Annotated in this window: 19 protein-coding genes; 7 read left to right on the forward strand and 12 right to left on the reverse strand. The window is 53.8% G+C overall.

Going from position 1 to position 17829, the window contains the following annotated elements; translation table 11 throughout:
• Positions 1–18: 18 nt before the first annotated feature.
• Positions 19–618, forward strand: a complete 600-nt coding sequence (yfbR, locus tag RTX30_RS06640) for a 5'-deoxynucleotidase (protein WP_312688102.1) — start codon at positions 19–21, stop codon at positions 616–618.
• Between the two features lie 33 nt (positions 619–651).
• On the opposite strand, the gene RTX30_RS06645 is transcribed toward yfbR, so the two are convergent.
• The 4 genes from RTX30_RS06645 to yfbV all read right to left on the reverse strand — a co-directional run bounded on the left by RTX30_RS06645 (position 652) and on the right by yfbV (position 4347).
• Complete coding sequence (locus RTX30_RS06645) at positions 652–2484, reverse strand: SLC13 family permease (RefSeq protein ID WP_312688105.1); 1833 nt, start codon at positions 2482–2484, stop codon at positions 652–654.
• Positions 2485–2560: 76 nt separating this feature from the next.
• Entirely contained in the window at positions 2561–3220 is a 660-nt protein-coding gene (locus RTX30_RS06650) for a sugar phosphatase (RefSeq protein WP_312688108.1), read from the reverse strand.
• Between the two features lie 10 nt (positions 3221–3230).
• On the reverse strand, positions 3231–3725 hold the full coding sequence (locus tag RTX30_RS06655) for a YfbU family protein (RefSeq protein WP_312688111.1): 495 nt from the start codon (positions 3723–3725) through the stop codon (positions 3231–3233).
• A gap of 166 nt (positions 3726–3891) precedes the next feature.
• On the reverse strand, positions 3892–4347 hold the full coding sequence (gene yfbV / locus RTX30_RS06660) for a terminus macrodomain insulation protein YfbV (protein ID WP_312688114.1): 456 nt from the start codon (positions 4345–4347) through the stop codon (positions 3892–3894).
• 335 nt (positions 4348–4682) lie between these two features.
• Here yfbV and ackA point away from each other — a divergent pair, with 335 nt between their 5' ends.
• Together ackA and pta are read left to right on the forward strand one after the other, a co-directional pair.
• Positions 4683–5885 (forward strand): acetate kinase, encoded by a 1203-nt coding sequence (ackA, locus tag RTX30_RS06665; RefSeq protein WP_312688117.1) that lies wholly within the window; start codon positions 4683–4685, stop codon positions 5883–5885.
• A gap of 78 nt (positions 5886–5963) precedes the next feature.
• Positions 5964–8102, forward strand: coding sequence for a phosphate acetyltransferase (gene pta, locus RTX30_RS06670; RefSeq protein ID WP_312688120.1), 2139 nt, complete (start codon positions 5964–5966; stop codon positions 8100–8102).
• 47 nt (positions 8103–8149) lie between these two features.
• Here pta and RTX30_RS06675 read toward each other — a convergent pair whose 3' ends face one another.
• The 5 genes from RTX30_RS06675 to RTX30_RS06695 form a co-directional block, all read right to left on the reverse strand.
• Positions 8150–9103 carry a transketolase family protein gene (locus RTX30_RS06675; RefSeq protein WP_312688123.1) on the reverse strand — a complete coding sequence of 318 codons (954 nt, stop codon included), beginning with the start codon at positions 9101–9103 and terminating at the stop codon, positions 8150–8152.
• Complete coding sequence (locus RTX30_RS06680) at positions 9096–9929, reverse strand: transketolase (protein ID WP_312688126.1); 834 nt, start codon at positions 9927–9929, stop codon at positions 9096–9098. The genes RTX30_RS06675 and RTX30_RS06680 overlap by 8 nt, the downstream gene beginning before the upstream one ends.
• Complete coding sequence (locus tag RTX30_RS06685; protein ID WP_312688128.1) at positions 9926–11317, reverse strand: PTS ascorbate transporter subunit IIC; 1392 nt, start codon at positions 11315–11317, stop codon at positions 9926–9928. The genes RTX30_RS06680 and RTX30_RS06685 overlap by 4 nt, the downstream gene beginning before the upstream one ends.
• Positions 11318–11364: 47 nt before the next feature.
• Complete coding sequence (locus tag RTX30_RS06690) at positions 11365–11637, reverse strand: PTS sugar transporter subunit IIB (protein ID WP_312688131.1); 273 nt, start codon at positions 11635–11637, stop codon at positions 11365–11367.
• 85 nt (positions 11638–11722) lie between these two features.
• A complete protein-coding gene (locus RTX30_RS06695) occupies positions 11723–12166 on the reverse strand; it encodes a PTS sugar transporter subunit IIA (protein ID WP_312688134.1) in 444 nt (147 codons plus the stop codon).
• A 234-nt stretch (positions 12167–12400) separates the two neighbouring features.
• On the opposite strand from RTX30_RS06695, the gene RTX30_RS06700 reads away from it, so the two are divergent.
• Positions 12401–13420, forward strand: a complete 1020-nt coding sequence (locus RTX30_RS06700) for a LacI family DNA-binding transcriptional regulator (protein ID WP_312688137.1) — start codon at positions 12401–12403, stop codon at positions 13418–13420.
• Here the strand turns inward: RTX30_RS06700 and yfcD are convergent, their stop codons facing one another.
• From yfcD to yfcF, 3 genes are read right to left on the reverse strand one after another with little or no spacing between them, the layout of a single operon-like run.
• Complete coding sequence (yfcD, locus tag RTX30_RS06705; RefSeq protein ID WP_312688140.1) at positions 13421–13966, reverse strand: NUDIX hydrolase YfcD; 546 nt, start codon at positions 13964–13966, stop codon at positions 13421–13423. It abuts the gene before it with no gap.
• Positions 13967–14020: 54 nt separating this feature from the next.
• Complete coding sequence (gene yfcE / locus RTX30_RS06710; protein ID WP_312688143.1) at positions 14021–14572, reverse strand: phosphodiesterase; 552 nt, start codon at positions 14570–14572, stop codon at positions 14021–14023.
• A gap of 54 nt (positions 14573–14626) precedes the next feature.
• Complete coding sequence (yfcF, locus tag RTX30_RS06715) at positions 14627–15271, reverse strand: glutathione transferase (RefSeq protein WP_312688146.1); 645 nt, start codon at positions 15269–15271, stop codon at positions 14627–14629.
• Positions 15272–15407: 136 nt separating this feature from the next.
• Between yfcF and yfcG the strand changes: the two genes are divergently transcribed.
• The 3 genes from yfcG to RTX30_RS06730 all read left to right on the forward strand — a co-directional run bounded on the left by yfcG (position 15408) and on the right by RTX30_RS06730 (position 17798).
• Complete coding sequence (yfcG, locus tag RTX30_RS06720; RefSeq protein WP_312688147.1) at positions 15408–16037, forward strand: GSH-dependent disulfide bond oxidoreductase; 630 nt, start codon at positions 15408–15410, stop codon at positions 16035–16037.
• Positions 16038–16164: 127 nt separating this feature from the next.
• On the forward strand, positions 16165–17058 hold the full coding sequence (locus RTX30_RS06725; RefSeq protein ID WP_312688150.1) for a TIGR01777 family oxidoreductase: 894 nt from the start codon (positions 16165–16167) through the stop codon (positions 17056–17058).
• A gap of 179 nt (positions 17059–17237) precedes the next feature.
• A complete protein-coding gene (locus tag RTX30_RS06730) occupies positions 17238–17798 on the forward strand; it encodes a hypothetical protein (protein ID WP_312688153.1) in 561 nt (186 codons plus the stop codon).
• Positions 17799–17829: the final 31 nt, after the last annotated feature.

Genomic DNA, 17829 nt, shown 5'->3' on the forward strand with positions numbered 1-17829 from the left:
TCACAGACAAGGTTAACTATGAGTCAGAGTCATTTCTTCGCCCACCTTTCCCGTCTAAAACTGATCAATCGCTGGCCGCTGATGCGCAACGTGCGCACCGAGAATGTATCTGAGCATAGTCTGCAGGTTGCAATGGTCGCGCATGCCCTGGCAGCGATAAAAAATCGAAAATTCAACGGGCAAGTGAATGCCGAACGCATTGCGCTGTTAGCGATGTATCACGATGCCTCCGAAGTGCTCACCGGGGATCTGCCCACGCCAGTGAAATACTTCAACTCCCAGATTGCACAGGAATATAAGGCCATCGAAAAGATTGCCCAGCAGAAACTGGTGGAGATGGTACCGGAAGAGCTAAAGGACATTTTTGCCCCGCTGATTGATGAACAGCATTACAGCGCTGAAGAAAAATCGATCGTCAAGCAGGCTGATGCCCTGTGCGCTTATCTGAAATGTCTGGAGGAGTTGTCCGCCGGCAATAACGAGTTCCTGCTGGCAAAAAGCCGGCTGGAGAAAACGCTCGATGCCCGCCGCACTCCCGAAATGGATTATTTTATGCAGATCTTTGTGCCAAGCTTTCACCTGTCGCTGGATGAGATCAGCCAGGATTCACCGCTGTAAGTGCCAGAAAGCCGGGATGCTCCCGGCGTTTTATCAAAAGGGAAACAGCTCCGGGATCAGCACGGCGCATACCACCATCACCAGTAACGTAAAGGGCACACCGATTTTGACGAAATCGCTGAACTGGTAATTGCCCGGTCCAAGCACCAGCGTATTCACTGGCGATGAGACAGGAGTCATAAAGGCAGCAGAGGCCGCCATCGCCACCATCATGGCAAACGGATACGGCGACACGCCCATGGATTTTGCCGCCGCCAGCGCAATGGGCGCCATCAACACTGCTGTAGCCGTGTTGGAGATAAACAACCCAATTGTGGCGCATAATATAAAAAGACAGATCAGCATGATATGCGGCCCATAACCGCCACCCACATCCATCAATCCCTTCACGACCAGATCTACTCCCCCCGTCTTTTGTAGCGCCAGTGCAAACGGCATCATACCAACGATGAGAATGATGCTCGGCCAGTGAATGGCTTTATAAGCGCTTTCGGCATCTATACAGCGGAATTTCCCCATCAGCAAACAGGCTATGATCGCGGCCACCGGATTGGGGATCTCATCGGTCAGCATCAGCGCGACCATCAGCACCAGGCAGAAAAGGGCGTGAGGCGCCTGGCTGTGCGCTGGCGAAGCTGCACTCTCTTCCACGGGTAAATTCAATACCACAAAATCGCGGGCATGGGATGCCAGCTGGCTAATCAGTTTCCAGTTACCGACCACAAGAATAATGTCGCCCAGTTGCAGTGCTTCATCGGTAACCGCGCCTTCCAGCGCCTCACCGTCGCGTTTAAGGCCAACCACATTGAGCCCATAACGGGTACGAAAGCCGATTTCCCGCACTGTTTTGCCCGTCAGTTCCGAATCCGGGATCAGGGTCACTTCTGCCATGCCCACATCCAGCGCCTGATCGGAAAAATATTCGCCACGCAGGATCATCGGTTCCAGCAGTTGTTCGGCACAGAACTCGCGAAGATCCACGTCCGCGGCAGACATATCAATTAGCAGCACATCCCGGGCACGAAACTCAGACACCCCGTTAACGTTGACAATGACCCGCCGGAAGCGCCGCCAGCGTTCGACGCCAATAATGTTCGCGCCGTAACGTTCACGCAATTTTAAATCATCAAGACGCTGGCCAATCATCGGCGATCCGGGGCGGATTGCCAGGCGGCGCGCCCGGCCAGTGAGACGATACTCTTTGATCAGATCGCGGAAAGTACGCCGCCGCCAGCCATCACGCAGCATCTCGTCATCGCTGCCTTTCAGCATAAAGCGCATCAGTAACATATAAAGGATGCCCAGCAACAGGATCACCAGCCCCAGCGGAGTAACGCTGAAAAAGCTAAAACCTTGTAGCCCTTCGCGCAGTAACTCACTGTTGACCACCAGGTTCGGCGGTGTGGCGACCAGCGTCATCATGCCGCTGATTAACCCGGCGAAACTGAGCGGCATCATCAGGCGGGATGGGGATATGTGCATCCGCATTGAGACACTCAACACCACCGGGATAAAGATCGCTACCACGCCGGTTGAACTCATAAATGCGCCAAGCCCGGCAACGGTGATCATCAGCAACACCAACATCTTACTTTCGCTGTTGCCCGCGACGGTGATCAACCATGCGCCCATATTCGTTGCGACGCCAGTACGTACAAGGCCATCGCCAATAATAAGCAGCGCGGCGATAAGGATAACGTTAGGATCGCTAAAACCGGAAAACGCCTCCGACAGCGTCAGGGTGCCGCTAAGAACAAACGCTACAATCACAAACAGCGCGACGGCATCCATCCGTACCCTGCCAGTGGCAAACAGCACAACTGCGATACCCAGCAGACTCAACACCCAGATCAGTTCACCGTTCACAACATATCCTTGTCAGTTGATAGTCAGAAAATAGTGCCATAAAAAAACCCCACAAATGCGGGGTTAAATCATGAGATCAGGCCTTCAGCGTTACATTCACCGTTCCGTCTGGCTGCCTGATGACAGCCAGCGCTTCAAGCGTAGTGAGCACAAAATCCACCTCATCCAGACGGGGTGAATCCGCAGGGACATTTACCGCTATAACGTGGCAATCTGCCGCCAGGCCGGAGAGGATCCCCGCCGCGGCATCTTCCACCACCACGCATTCTTCTGGCGGCAACCCTAACAATTGCGCTCCCAGCAGATAAGCATCGGGTTCGGGTTTGCCGTGCATGACCTGTTCGGCGGTGACGAAAACCTTCGGCATCGGCAGCCCGGTTGCGCGATGGCGGGCATGGGCAACCGGCACCGATCCGGAAGTCACAATAGCCCAGGGAATGCCTTCAGCGTCTAAATGATTCAGTAAGGCGATAGCGCCAGGTAAGGCAGTAATACCGTCGGTATCTGAGGCTTCAATCTCTTCAAGGCGGGTGAACTCGGCGGCAATCTCCGCCTCCGATTTTCCCGCCATAAAATGGCGCAGAGAAGTAATGGCCTGCTTGCCATGGATAAAATTCAGCACTTCATCATGTGCGATGCCAAATCGGTCAGCCCAACTACACCATGCCCGCTCTACGGCGGGCAGTGAATTCACCAGTGTGCCATCCAAATCAAACAAAAATCCTTTGCACTGCACACTCACCTCCTCAGGCGTTAATGATTTGATTAATTTCGTTACTGCTCAGGTGGTACTGGCGCGGGCAGGAGTGCCAAACGCTCAGCATGCGCTGATATTTTTCCCACATTGGGGTCTGCGCATTGAAGCCGTGGGTGCCGGCGTCGAAATGGGTATAGCGGCCTTCCACATTCACCATAAAACGCACATAGCCCAGGTAACGTGCTTCCGTGGCGGCATCAAAACCGAGGAAGGTCACGCGGCGTTCGTCAATAGCAGCGGTATCTTTCAGGTTGGTCCAGGAGACATGCAACGCGTGGTACATCTCCATGATGTCGATAACGATGCGACAGGTTTCTTCTTTCAGCTCACCGAACTCACGATCAAGCTCGCGCATTTGCAGGCCGTATCCGCGCTCAATGATGGTCTGCAAACGGCGATAGCGTTCCGCATTCGCCGGATCCATCATGGTCATCATTTTATACTGATTAGATAAGATCAGACGTTGGGCATTGGTCATTTCCATCTTACGACTCCTGTGGCACATCGGCGCATTAAAAAAGATGAAGTCAGTTTACAGGTTGAAAACGATAGCTTTCTTGATTTGCCGGGGGTGTTGCATAGATCAGAAAGAAAAATAAAAAGAAGACATGTCGATGATGCCTTCTTCTATAGTAATGCCGACGATGACATTACAGATCATCAAGGAATGTTTTATCGAGTTGCTTAAAGGCGCGCTTAAGCGTGTCAGCCAGCGCCTGATAGTCCGGTTTACCTTCTACCGGCGCCAGTGCCTGGCCGGCTTGCTCAAGCTTGCCGCGCACTTCATAAAACCAGTGCAGAATCGAAGGCGGCAACGGTGTCACCGAGCGTTTCCCGAGCCACCACAGCCCCTGCATCGGCAGGCTCAGCGCAAACAGCGCAGTCGCCACCGCAGGGCCAAGCTGACCGCCGAGGGCAAGTTGCCAGCTAAGGGTAAAGACCGCCAGCGGCGGCATAAAACGGATGGCATAACGCGTGGCGCGAATCACGCGATTTTCAACAAATACCGGAGCGAGGCGCTTTTCCATGGGCCAGGTCTTCGCATAATGCTGCCCCCGGCGAAATAAACTAAAGAAACTGGCGGGGCGATTTTCTGAAGTGGACATGGCGTTACCTCAACTTCACATATAAAAATTAAAAAATTTGTGCAAAACAACAACTGTGAATGACAACGTTAAAATTTTTTGTCAATCCAACCTGGTATCAGGTATCCTGTGGCAGCCTTGACCAGGCATTAGACGAAAATCCGTAATTCGTCAAATTTAAGCTCATTATGCCACTGTCTGAAAATTGCGCAAAATAGCTTAAAATCTTATGTATTCTTCCATCATGCCGGAAAGTAAAAGAGGCATGATGTTAATCATAAATGTCAGCGTCAACCTGCGCTACGCTGTGCGACTCACTGACGTTTTTTAGCCACGTATCATAAATAGGTACTTCCATGTCGAGTAAGTTAGTACTGGTTCTGAACTGCGGTAGCTCCTCACTGAAATTCGCAATTATCGATGCTGTAAATGGTGACGAGTACCTTTCTGGTTTAGCCGAATGTTTCCATCTTCCTGAAGCACGCATCAAGTGGAAAATTGACGGTGGCAAACAAGAAGCGGCTTTAGGTGCAGGTGCCGCTCACAGCGAAGCGCTGAACTTTATCGTTAACACTATTCTGGCACAAAAACCAGAACTGTCTGCACAGCTGACCGCAATTGGTCACCGTATTGTGCACGGTGGCGAAAAATACACCCGCTCTGTGGTAATTGACGAATCCGTTATCCAGGGCATCAAAGATGCAGCCTCTTTTGCGCCGCTGCACAACCCGGCTCACCTGATTGGCATCGCGGAAGCGCTGAAATCCTTCCCGAACCTGAAAGATAAGAACGTGGCCGTGTTCGACACCGCGTTCCATACCACCATGCCGGAAGAATCTTACCTGTATGCTCTGCCGTACAAACTGTACAAAGAGCACGGTGTTCGTCGCTATGGCGCACACGGCACCAGCCACTTCTATGTCACACAGGAAGCGGCAAAAGTGCTGAACAAACCGGTTGATGAACTGAACATCATCACTTGCCACCTGGGCAACGGTGGTTCCGTTTCCGCTATCCGTAACGGTAAATGTGTTGATACGTCCATGGGTCTGACCCCGCTGGAAGGCCTGGTTATGGGCACCCGTTCTGGTGACATCGACCCGGCAATTATTTTCCATCTGCATGACACCCTGGGCATGAGCGTTGAAGCAATCAACAAAATGCTGACCAAAGAGTCCGGTCTGCTGGGCCTGACCGAAGTCACCAGCGACTGCCGTTATGTAGAAGATAATTACCAGACTAAAGAAGACGCAAAACGCGCAATGGATGTTTACTGCCACCGTCTGGCGAAATACATCGGCTCCTACACCGCGCTGATGGAAGGCCGTCTGGACGCTGTAGTCTTCACCGGCGGTATCGGTGAAAACGCCGCAATGGTACGTGAATTGTCTCTGGGTAAACTGGGCGTTCTGGGCTTTGAAGTAGACCATGAACGTAACCTGGCTGCCCGTTTCGGTAAGTCTGGCTTTATCAACAAAGAAGGCACCCGCCCTGCTGTTGTCATTCCGACAAACGAAGAGCTGGTTATCGCCCAAGACGCGAGCCGCCTGACTGCCTGATAACACACACCGCCAGCCAACGCTGGCGGTGCTGTTTTGTAACCCGTCTGCAATGACGGTAACGAAAGAGGATTAACCGTGTCCCGTATTATTATGCTGATCCCTACCGGAACCAGCGTCGGCCTGACCAGCGTCAGCCTCGGCGTGATCCGCGCTATGGAACGCAAAGGCGTTCGTCTGAGCGTCTTTAAACCTATCGCTCAACCTCGCGCTGGCGGCGATGCGCCGGATCAGACCACCACTATCGTGCGTGCAAATTCCGGCCTGCCGACGGCTGAACCGCTGAAAATGAGCCACGTTGAGTCGCTGTTGTCCAGCAACCAGAAAGACGTGCTGATGGAAGAGATCATCGCGCGCTACCACGAAAGCAGCAAAGACGCTGAAGTGGTGCTGGTAGAAGGCCTGGTGCCGACCCGCAAACATCAGTTCGCGCAGTCGCTGAACTTTGAAATCGCTAAAACGCTTAACGCCGAAATCGTGTTCGTTATGTCTCAGGGCACCGACACGCAAGAGCAGTTGAGAGAGCGTATTGAACTGACGCGCAACAGCTTCGGCGGCGCGAAAAACACCAACATCACCGGTGTAATTGTTAACAAACTGAACGCCCCGGTTGATGAGCAGGGCCGCACCCGTCCGGATCTGTCAGAGATTTTCGATGATTCATCTAAGGCGAAAGTGGTTCATATCGATCCGGCAAAACTGCAGGAAACCAGCCCGCTGCCGCTGCTGGGTGCAGTGCCGTGGAGCTTCGATCTGATTGCGACCCGCGCAATCGACATGGCACGTCACCTGAACGCGACCATCGTCAACGAAGGCGATATCAAAACCCGCCGTGTGAAATCCGTCACTTTCTGCGCTCGCAGCATTCCACACATGCTGGAACACTTCCGCCCGGGTTCTCTGCTGGTCACTTCAGCAGACCGTCCGGACGTGCTGGTTGCTGCCTGCCTGGCAGCCATGAACGGCGTTGAAATCGGCGCGCTGTTGCTGACCGGTGGCTATGAAATGGACGCCAGCGTTCGCAAACTGTGTGAACGTGCTTTCGCTACCGGCCTGCCGGTATTTATGGTCAACACCAACACCTGGCAGACCTCTCTGAGCCTGCAGAGCTTCAATCTGGAAGTGCCGGTAGATGACAACGAGCGTATCGAAAACGTTCAGGAATACGTTGCCAGCTACATCAATGCACAGTGGATCGACTCTCTGACTGCGACCTCCGAACTGAGCCGCCGCCTCTCTCCGCCAGCCTTCCGTTACCAGCTGACTGAGCTGGCGCGTAAAGCGGGCAAACGCGTAGTGCTGCCGGAAGGCGACGAACCGCGTACCGTGAAAGCCGCCGCTATCTGTGCTGAACGCGGTATCGCGACCTGTATCCTGCTGGGTAACCCGGATGAGATCAACCGCGTTGCCGCTGCGCAGGGCGTTGAACTGGGCGCGGGTATCGAAATCGTCGATCCGGATGTGGTACGTGAAAGCTATGTTGCTCGCCTGGTTGAGCTGCGTAAGAGCAAAGGGATGACCGAAGCCGTTGCCCGCGAACAGCTGGAAGATAACGTGGTGCTCGGTACGCTGATGCTGGAGCAGGATGAAGTCGATGGTCTGGTTTCCGGTGCGGTTCATACCACCGCGAATACCATTCGTCCGCCGCTGCAGTTGATCAAAACTGCACCAGGCAGCTCACTGGTTTCTTCTGTGTTCTTTATGCTGCTGCCGGAACAGGTTTATGTTTACGGTGACTGTGCAATTAACCCGGATCCGACCGCTGAGCAGCTGGCAGAAATCGCCATTCAGTCTGCCGATTCTGCTATCGCTTTTGGCATCGAACCGCGCGTGGCCATGCTCTCCTACTCTACCGGTAACTCCGGTGCGGGTAGTGATGTCGAGAAAGTCCGTGAAGCGACCCGCCTGGCGCAGGAAAAACGTCCTGATCTGGTGATCGATGGTCCGCTCCAGTACGACGCCGCTGTTATGGCTGATGTGGCAAAATCCAAAGCGCCGAACTCGCCGGTTGCGGGTCGTGCTACCGTGTTCATCTTCCCGGACCTGAACACCGGTAACACCACTTACAAAGCGGTACAGCGTTCTGCCGACCTGATCTCCATCGGGCCGATGCTGCAGGGTATGCGCAAACCGGTTAACGACCTGTCCCGTGGCGCACTGGTTGACGATATCGTCTACACCATCGCGTTGACCGCGATTCAGGCGTCTCAGCAGTAATCGTTCTTCGCTGCACTAAAAAGGCGACCCGTGGGTCGCCTTTTTATTCACAGCAGCTCCCGCGCCGCCGATATAATGTCGTCTGCCGTCAGACCGTACTCTTTTTGCAGATACTCCTGCGTACCCACCTGACCGTAACGTTCTTTAACCCCCACACGACGCATTGGCACCGGGCAGGTCTCTACCAGCACCTCCGCCACGGCCGATCCCAGCCCGTTATGAATACTGTGGTTTTCGCAGGTGACGATACGACCGGTTTTTTCGGCATAATTTTTCACCAGCAGGCGATCAATAGGTTTGAGCGTGAACATATCGATTACCGCTGCGCTGATCCCTTCCTGCGCCAGCTGCTGCGCTGCCATTAGCGCTTCTGCCACCATAATCCCGTTGGCAATCAGCGTAATATCAGTCCCATCACGCAGGACATTCCCTTTGCCAATGGTAAACTGCGAACCCGGCTGGTACACCGTGGGTGCTTGTTTACGGATCGTGCGCACCCAGTAGAAACCGTCCAAATCCGCCAGTTGCCGGAGAATATCGTCAAACATCACCGCATCGGTCACTTCCAGCACCACTGAGTGCGCAAGGCCACGGACAATACCCATATCTTCAAACGACATATGTGTACCGCCGTTATGGCAGGCAGTCACCCCGGCATCTGATGCAATGACCTTCACGTTATTGCGTTGGTAATCCAGGGACATAAACAGCTGATCAAAGCAGCGACGGCTGGCAAACGCGGTAAAGGTATGCACAAACGGTTTCCGCCCGGTCAGCGCCAGACCTGCCGCCGTGCCAATCACGTTCGCCTCCATGATCCCGCAGTTAATAACCTGCTGCGGGTATTTTTTGTGCACGCCGTCCATTGCCATTGAACTCATCAAATCCGCTTCCAGCGCAATCACTTCACTGCCCGCGTCGATCTGCGCGCTAATAAATCCTGCGTAGACTTTGCGCATCTCAATGCTGTCTTTTCCACCTACAGGAGCAACATTAATCATGCGCGGCCTCCAGTTGTTTAATGGTCTCGTTCAACGCCTGTTTCATCTCATCAGTCAGACGCAAATGGTGGGAGTTACTCAACGCCTCCAGGTACGGCACGCCCTGCCCTTTAATGCTATCAAGAATGATCAGCCGCGGACGGGCGTCCTCAGGCAGCACGGGCTTCACCGCCGCCAGTAAGCCAGCGATGTCATCACCTTTTACCGTGCAGACATCAAAACCAAAGGCGCGGAATTTGCCCTCCAGGTCGAAGGCACAAATGATCTCATCCAGTTCGCCATCCAGCTGTTGCTTATTCCAGTCGACAAAAACCGTCAGGTTGTTGAGTTTATGGTGCGCAATAAACTGAAAAGCCTCCCAGCATTGCCCCTCGTTCAGCTCGCCATCACCCACAATACAAAACACGCGATTCGGTCTGCCGGCCAGTTTATGTCCCAACGCAATACCGCCAGCGATGGATATGCCTTGCCCCAGGGAGCCGGTCGTGGCGTCCACGCCGCGTGTTTTCAAGCGATCCGGGTGGCTCGGCAGACGCGTACCGTTGCAGTTCAGTGTCTGTAACGCCTCTTGCGGGAAATACCCCTTCAGCGCCAGCGTGCTATACAGCGCTGGCCCGGCATGCCCTTTCGACAACACAAAATAATCACGCTGCGGCCAGTCCGGATCGGCAGGATCAATACGCATTACATCGCCATACAGCACTGCCAGCGTTTCCACTACCGACATGCTGCCACCGTAGTGACCAAAGCCTAAATGCGTCAGGGATTTCAGTGTCGCTACGCGGATATCCCGTGCAAACTGCCGTACTTCTTCAAGATTGCTCATGATTTTGCTCCGGAGTTCTCTTCAGCGCCATTACTGGCGGGTTTACCTTTCGAAAACAGGTTCCAGATGACCAGCGCGACAAACAGAGCAACCACGACACCCGTGATGGCAAACGGCGACATATAACGCGCCAGGTTACCCAGCACAATGCCGATGAATCCAAAGTCTGCATCGGAGAACGTCGTGTTGGCAAAGCCCAGCGCGCCGAGTACTGGCAGCAGCAACACAGGCAGGAAAGTGATCAATAACCCGTTGGCAAAGGCCCCCAGCATCGCCCCTCGACGGCCTCCGGTAGCGTTACCAAACACGCCCGCTGTCGCACCGGTAAAGAAGTGTGGCACCACGCCAGGCAGGATCAGCACCAGCTTCATCTGCCCGAGCAGGAACAGCCCAACCAGCCCGCCAAGAAAACTAAACAAAAACCCAATCAGTACGGCGTTAGGCGCATAAGGGTAGACCACCGGGCAATCCAGCGCCGGGCGAGCGTTGGGCACCAGTTTTTCGGAAAAGCCGGTAAAAGCGGGGACGATTTCCGCAAGGATGAGGCGCACACCTTGCAGAATAATGAACACGCCTGCGGCAAAGGTAATGGCCTGGATAATGGCATACACCAGGAAGTTCTGCCCGGCACTCAACTGGCTTTCCACGTATTCGCGACCAGCACAAACGGCGAGGATCATATAGATAATGATCATGGTCAGCGAGATAGAGATCGAACTGTCACGCAGGAAGCTCAGGTTTTTCGGCAGATTCATCTCTTCCGTCGAGCGCGAACCTTTTCCACATTTACTGCCAATCCATCCGGAGAGCACGTAGCCCAGCGTGCCGAAATGACCAAAAGCAATATCATCATTACCGGTAATGCGTTTCATATAGCGCTGGGCAATGGCCGGGAAAAAGGCCATCACCAGTCCGAGGATCAGCGAACCGGTAAATACCAGCCCTACGCCTTCAAACCCGGCAACCGTCAGGATCACACCAATCATACAAGCCATATAAAAAGTGTGGTGCCCGGTAAGGAATATATATTTCAGGCGGGTAAAGCGCGCCACAATGATATTCGCCACCATCCCAAACGCCATAATTAATGCGGTGGAAGCACCGTATTTTTCCAGCGCAATGGAGACAATCGCCTCGTTATTTGGAATAATGCCTTGAATATTGAAAGCATGTTCAAACATGCCACCCAGGGGATTAAGAGAGCCAACCAGCACCGTTGCTCCGCCGCCCAACACGATAAAACCAAGAATAGTTTTTACCGTACCTTTTACGACATCAGAAAAAGATTTCTTTTGTGCAACCAAACCAATCAGCGCAATTAATCCTACCAGCACCGAAGGCACTTTTAATATATCAACGACAAAATTGAGCGTTTCAAGGATAAACATATCCACCTCGCTTCGTACACATCCGTTTATGGTGTGCGCAGATAATGTTAACGGTTAGCGAAGAAAGCGCTGACTTTCGCTTCCAGTTCATTGATATCAATAATATTGTTAATCACAATCAACTGACTTTCCGGCACGCTGGCGCTGGCGGCGATATCTTTCGCCATGACAAAAACATCCGCCGCGCCCGGCGTAGCAGAAGACAAATCAGAATGTTCGACTTCTGCCTCGATATTCAGTTTTTTGAGGACTTTTTTAATATTCATTTCGACCATGAAACTACTACCAAGTCCGGATCCACAAATTGCCATTATTTTCATTTTTTGATTACCTTTTTTTTCGAGTAGAGTACGACCGCATCACCCGTTTCCGGGTAATGATTAAATTCCTGGTTAGTAAAGTTTTTCAGTAGCGTTCGATTATTTTATTAATCTCCTCAAGAGTGCTTGCGCGATGTAATAACTGCATATCTTCATCATTTGAAAATAACTCTGCCAGGGTAGCAATCATCTCGATATGGCTGTGTTTATCTGGCGCAGCCAGCATAATAATGGAGTCCACCGGGTCAAAATCCTGCGCACCGAAAGCAACGCCGCACTGCAACTTCAGTAACGACAATCCTAACCCCGTTGCTCCCTCTTCCGGTCGCGCATGCGGCATAGCAAGACCCGGCGCGAGTACATAATACGGCCCCAGTTTATGGTGTTGCGCCACGATGGCGGTGACATAGTCCGGCGTAATAATCCCCGCCGCCAATAACGGCCTTGCGCACATCTCCAGCGCCTGCGGCCAGTTTTCAACGCTATCCAGCAGTTGCACCGTCTTACCGTTAAGCCATTGGTTTAACACTTCACGCTCCTTCAGCGGCAAAAGATGAGCAAACTTTATGCAAGTCAGCGCCCGTTAGCTGTGATGATAGTCGCAAAGATAGCGCTACCAAGCAGGAGAGTCGAAAATTGTGATAGCGCTATCAGATCTGAAAACGCGGGGTATTTATCAGCAACACGCCGGATTTACAGCGTATACTGCTTTGCAGACGAACAATAAAAAATGCCTGACAAGTTGGGATCAGCAGGAAAGCGCATGTCAATTACCCGAAAACGGCGGAGTACCGGAAAAGTCACTCTTGCCGATGTCGCACAACTCGCCGGGGTCGGCACCATGACCGTCTCGCGGGCAATACGCACCCCCGAACAAGTGTCGGGTAAACTTCGTGAAAAGATAGAAGCTGCCGTGCAGGAACTGGGTTATTTGCCCAACCTGGCAGCCAGTGCGCTGGCATCGGCCTCGTCGTGGACTATCGCCATGGTGGTGCCGAGCCTCGCTGAATCAGGTTGTTCAGAAATGTTCGCCGGATTGCAGCAGGTATTACAGCCCGCAGGCTACCAAATCATGCTGGCAGAGTCGCAACACAGGCTGGAGCAGGAAGAGAAGCTGCTGGAAACACTGCTCGCGTCTAATCTCGCGGCGGCGATCCTGCTCAGCGTCGAACACAGCGACATGGTGCGCCACTGGCTGAAAAACGCCTCCATTCCGGTGATGGAGATTGGCGCAGTGCGCGCCGATCCTATCGACATGAATATCGGCATTGATAACGTCGCAGCCATGTACGAACTGACGGAAATGCTGATCAAGCGCGGTTATCAGAATATCGGCCTGCTGTGCGCCAACCAGGAGCAGTGGATCTTCCAGCAACATTTGCAGGGCTGGTACAAAGCGATGCTGCGCCACCATATGTCACCGAATCGGGTAATTAATGCTGCCGCAGCGCCAGTGTTTTCGACAGGTGCGGCGCAGTTGCCTGAATTTTTACTGGCGTGGCCGGAACTCGATGCACTGGTATGTGTCTCGGACGAACTGGCCTGCGGCGCACTCTATGAATGCCAGCGCAGGCGCATTAAAGTCCCGGAGGATTTGGCGATTGTCGGTTTTGGCGACAGCGACGTTAGCCGGGTCTGTCAGCCACCGCTGACCACCATTTCGGTGCCGCATCGCAAGATTGGCATTGAAGCCGGGCGCGCACTGCTGGCGCGCCTGAATGATGAAGAATGGGAAAACAAAATGCCGATAGCCCCGGCATTTTGCCTGCGGGATAGCTGCTAACTACTCCGCTTCCTGCACATTTTCCACGTCGTTGCTGGCATTGCGGCTCATCCACAGCGCCAGCGCTTTCAGCGAATCGTCAGTAAACTCATCACAGCGGGCGGTGATCTCTTCTGGCGTCATCCACCAGACCTCGCTCACCTCTTCTTCCTGCAGGGCAAACGGCCCGTGGGAAACGCAGCTAAACAGCCCGCCCCAGACGCGGCAGTGTTGATCTTCAAAGTAGAACTGACCGTGTTCAGCAAACGGCACGCCGGCAATGCCTAACTCTTCTTCCGCTTCACGGCGTGCGGAGTCGAGCAAATTTTCCCCCGCCTGCACCACACCACCGGCGGTAGCATCCAGCATACCGGGCATAAAATCTTTTATTTCGGTGCGGCGCTGCACCAGAACCTTGCCCATCCCATCATGCACCACAATGTAGGTTGCGCGGTGACGCAAACACTCGGCACGCATTTGCTGCCGACTGGCCTGCGCTATCACTTCATTGTCTTCGTTGACAATATCCACCCACTCCATGCCTGCAAAATGACTCTGTTCCACCATCGGGACATCTTCTCTGTATGGCGCTCTTACGGCGCGTTTCGGTTGAAGGGTAAATTACGGATTAATCGCTACCTGCGCAATAACCCGCTGATCATTAAGTGCCATCACGCTTAACACATTCTCTTCCAGCATGCCGTAGCTGGCGGTAAAACCCCCTTTCGGAATGCTGACCGAGCCGGGATTGAAATGAAAAATATCGCCCCGTTTTTCCGCGACAGGAATATGGGTATGACCATACGCCAGCACATCGCCCGCTTCGAGCGGCGGCACATCGTCAGGGCCAAACAGATGACCGTGCGTCAAAAAGACGCGCCGCTCCGGCAATAATAGTTGTTGCCACGGGGCAGTGATGGGGAAATGCAGCAGCATCTGATCGACTTCACTATCGCAGTTACCGCGTACGGCAATAATCCGGCTGGCCTGCTCATTAAGCCGCCCGGCGACCTGCGCGGGCGCATAACCTTCCGGTAATGCATTGCGCGGCCCGTGATTAAGCACATCACCCAGGATAACCAGCCAGCGGGCATCACTTTGCGCAAACAATGCCAGTACGCGTTCCGTCGCGGGCAACGACCCGTGAATATCCGATGCAAACATCAGTTTCATCACTGCACCTCATGTGAAAAAAACGCCCTATGATAACGGAAGCGGCGGCGTATATCAGCCCGCACGCTTAGCGGAAAGTGCAACATAGCGCTGGATCGATGAACGCTGCCACTGAAACGTCGCGTATTCCGCAAGCCGCGGCGGTACCTCATCGCCGTTCATCACCACGCGGTTAAGCATGGCCGCCAGATCCGCGTCGGCAATGCACCACTCGCCAAACAAGTTCGGTTTGCCATGCGCCAGCAGTTCACCCGCAATGGCAAACAGTTTATTTACGCTTTGCTGCCCCTTTTCACTTAACGGCCCCTCTTTCGCCCCGGCAAAGATAATTTCGGTAGGGCGTTCTATGCGGATCGGCATTAAATCGCTACGCAGCCAGGCCTGAATTTGGCGGGCACGGGCACGGTTTTGCCTGTCATGGGGATAAATGCGTCCCCACTCCGGCGGTGCAAAGCGCTCCTCAAGGTATTCGGCAATGGCCGACGATTCACTGAGCCTGAAATCATCAATTTCCAGCAAGGGGACGCGCTGTGTCAGTGGATAACCCGGCCAGTCCTGGGCATGCTGCGAGCCATTGTTGATGTCGATGGTTTTAAGGGTAAAGGGCAACCCTTTTTCGTGTAATGCGACCCAGGCCGACATCACATACGGGGAGAAAGAATCTGCATCAGACCATAAGGTAATTGCCGGTTCGCTCATAACATCCTCGTTTCGCAGTGGTTTTTTTGACCAAAATATAACGTCGTGTGTGTACTGTCACTGAATGAAAATTTGCGCATTTGCGCTAACACCTATACTCAAAGGGTGACGCTCATTTCCTTTCCCAGGAGTTTTGATGATAGACCTCTATTTTGCTCCCACGCCAAATGGTCATAAGATCCTGCTCTTTCTCGAAGAAGCCGGTCTTGAGTATCGCCTGATCCGCGTGGATATCAGCAAAGGCGCACAATTTAGCCCCGACTTTTTGGCTATCTCGCCGAATAATAAAATCCCGGTCATCGTCGATCATGAGCCCGCTGATGGCGGTGCGCCGCTAAGCGTCTTTGAATCGGGCGCGATTTTGCTCTATCTGGCGGAGAAAACCGGGACATTACTCAGCAGTGACCTGCGCGGGCGCGCACTCACGCTGCAATGGCTGTTCTGGCAAGTTGGCGGGCTTGGGCCGATGCTCGGCCAGAACCATCACTTTAACCAGACTGCCCCACAGCCGGTACCCTACGCGATTGAGCGCTATCAGGTTGAAACCCAGCGTTTGTATCATGTGCTGAATAAACGGCTGGAGCAGGTGCCGTGGCTGGGAGGTGAAGAGTACAGCATTGCAGATATCGCCGCCTGGCCGTGGGTCAGATCCTGGCAACGCCAGCGCATCGAACTGGAGAGCTACCCGGCGGTGTACAACTGGTTTGAGCGGATCCGCACGCGCCCGGCTACAGAGCAGGCACTGCTACAAGCCCAACAAATCTGAACCGGTCAGGCAGAGTAACCTGTTCTGATCGCTGCAAAAATTCACTCAAGATGTGCTCAGCGTCGCATGCGCTTTTCGCCATGTCACTTATGCTGAGAGGAAATCAGAATAATTTCAGGAGGGAAGCATGAAGATACTGATTACCGGCGGTACAGGCCTGATTGGTCGTCATCTTATTCCCCGCCTACTGGAGTTAAAACACAGCATCACGGTGGTGACCCGCAATCCCGCAAAAGCGCAGCAGTTGCTGGATGCGCGCGTAACATTGTGGAAAGGCCTGGACGATCGTAACCATCTCAATGACATTGACGCGGTGATCAATCTGGCGGGTGAGCCTATCGCTGATAAACGCTGGAGCGAGGAGCAAAAACAGCGTCTGTGCAATAGCCGCTGGGCGATAACACAGCAGTTGGTGGACTTAATCCACGCCAGTGAAACGCCGCCGCAGGTACTGATTTCCGGATCTGCCTCTGGCTATTACGGCGATCTTGGTGAAGTGGTTGTGACCGAAGATGAGCCCCCGCACAACGAGTTTACGCATAAATTGTGCGCGCGTTGGGAGCAGATTGCCTGCGGTGCGCAAAGCGATCGCACCCGCGTATGTTTGCTGCGCACCGGCGTGGTACTGGCGCCGAAAGGCGGCATTCTCGGTAAACTGTTACCACTCTTCCGCCTTGGACTTGGCGGACCTATCGGCGATGGCCGTCAATATCTCGCGTGGATCCATATTGACGATATGCTGAACGGTATCCTCTGGCTGCTGGATAACGACTTACGTGGGCCGTTTAATATGGTTTCCCCTTACCCGGTACGTAACGAGCAGTTTGCCCACACATTGGGCCATGTGCTGCATCGCCCGGCGATTATGCGCGCCCCGGCAATGGCGGTACGCCTGATGATGGGAGAATCCTCGGTGCTGGTACTCGGCGGGCAGCGCGCCCTGCCCAAACGCCTCGAAGCCGCGGGCTTTGCTTTCCGCTGGTACGATCTGGAAGAGGCCCTGACGGACGTGGTGAACTAATCTCCTGGCGCGCGCCGTGCGCGCCGGGACTATCACCCTCTTCGTTACGCATCGCTCAAATAACGTTGCGACATTACCCTACCCCCTTTTCCTTGCGGTGCTAAACTTTCGCCCCGGCGCCGCAAGGACTCTCCTCATGGGTGCCTCTTTTATTTGTCTGCAAAGGAACGATGCTGAACATGTCAAAAAAAGCGCGGCGGGTTGCACTGTGCTTATTGCTGGCCCTGTGGGGTGGGTGGGTATTTTATAGCTCACGGCTGCGGGTCAGAGCGTTTATGGGCGAGGATGCGCCAGATGCCGCAGTGATTGCCACCGTGACAGTGCTTATCGCTCTGTTCTGTGCCTGGCGAAGATGGCGCAGCGGTAACGCCAGCCCCTTTCACGTCCTGGCACCGTGGAAGATCTTTCTTTGCGTGCTCGCTTTCGTCGGCACCACGCTGTGGGCCATCCCGGAAGCCTGGGTGCAACTCACGGCAAAAGAGACGGTACGCAGCGAGATCATTTTTCGCCTCACATACCCGGGGCCGTCTTCAGGCCGCAATCATCACTGCGAAGCAGGCCTGCGTGTTGATGATGCCTGGTTGCACCGGCTGGTGGAGATCTGCACACATACGCACAAGGTTCCCTCGGATGCCAGCACCGTACAAATCGAAAAACGCATTGCCGCACGAGGAGCCGTGTTTGTGCGCTACCGTTTTGTCTCCGCCGCCGGGATACCGTACGGCTGGGAATATCTCTGACTGGCAGCAAAACTGCCCCACCATTTTTTGT

Source organism: Kosakonia sp. (assembly GCF_032052965.1).
Lineage (GTDB): Bacteria > Pseudomonadota > Gammaproteobacteria > Enterobacterales > Enterobacteriaceae > Kosakonia.

Coding starts and splice junctions, on each gene's coding strand:
- yfbR (WP_312688102.1), top strand. CDS start 19: ATGAGTCAGAGTCATTTCTTCGCCCACCTTTCCCGTCTAAAACTGATC.
- RTX30_RS06655 (WP_312688111.1), bottom strand. CDS start 3,725: ATGGAAATGACCAATGCCCAACGTCTGATCTTATCTAATCAGTATAAA.
- yfbV (WP_312688114.1), bottom strand. CDS start 4,347: ATGTCCACTTCAGAAAATCGCCCCGCCAGTTTCTTTAGTTTATTTCGC.
- ackA (WP_312688117.1), top strand. CDS start 4,683: ATGTCGAGTAAGTTAGTACTGGTTCTGAACTGCGGTAGCTCCTCACTG.
- RTX30_RS06675 (WP_312688123.1), bottom strand. CDS start 9,103: ATGATTAATGTTGCTCCTGTAGGTGGAAAAGACAGCATTGAGATGCGC.
- RTX30_RS06680 (WP_312688126.1), bottom strand. CDS start 9,929: ATGAGCAATCTTGAAGAAGTACGGCAGTTTGCACGGGATATCCGCGTA.
- RTX30_RS06685 (WP_312688128.1), bottom strand. CDS start 11,317: ATGTTTATCCTTGAAACGCTCAATTTTGTCGTTGATATATTAAAAGTG.
- RTX30_RS06690 (WP_312688131.1), bottom strand. CDS start 11,637: ATGAAAATAATGGCAATTTGTGGATCCGGACTTGGTAGTAGTTTCATG.
- RTX30_RS06700 (WP_312688137.1), top strand. CDS start 12,401: ATGTCAATTACCCGAAAACGGCGGAGTACCGGAAAAGTCACTCTTGCC.
- yfcD (WP_312688140.1), bottom strand. CDS start 13,966: ATGGTGGAACAGAGTCATTTTGCAGGCATGGAGTGGGTGGATATTGTC.
- yfcE (WP_312688143.1), bottom strand. CDS start 14,572: ATGAAACTGATGTTTGCATCGGATATTCACGGGTCGTTGCCCGCGACG.
- yfcF (WP_312688146.1), bottom strand. CDS start 15,271: ATGAGCGAACCGGCAATTACCTTATGGTCTGATGCAGATTCTTTCTCC.
- yfcG (WP_312688147.1), top strand. CDS start 15,408: ATGATAGACCTCTATTTTGCTCCCACGCCAAATGGTCATAAGATCCTG.
- RTX30_RS06725 (WP_312688150.1), top strand. CDS start 16,165: ATGAAGATACTGATTACCGGCGGTACAGGCCTGATTGGTCGTCATCTT.
- RTX30_RS06730 (WP_312688153.1), top strand. CDS start 17,238: ATGTCAAAAAAAGCGCGGCGGGTTGCACTGTGCTTATTGCTGGCCCTG.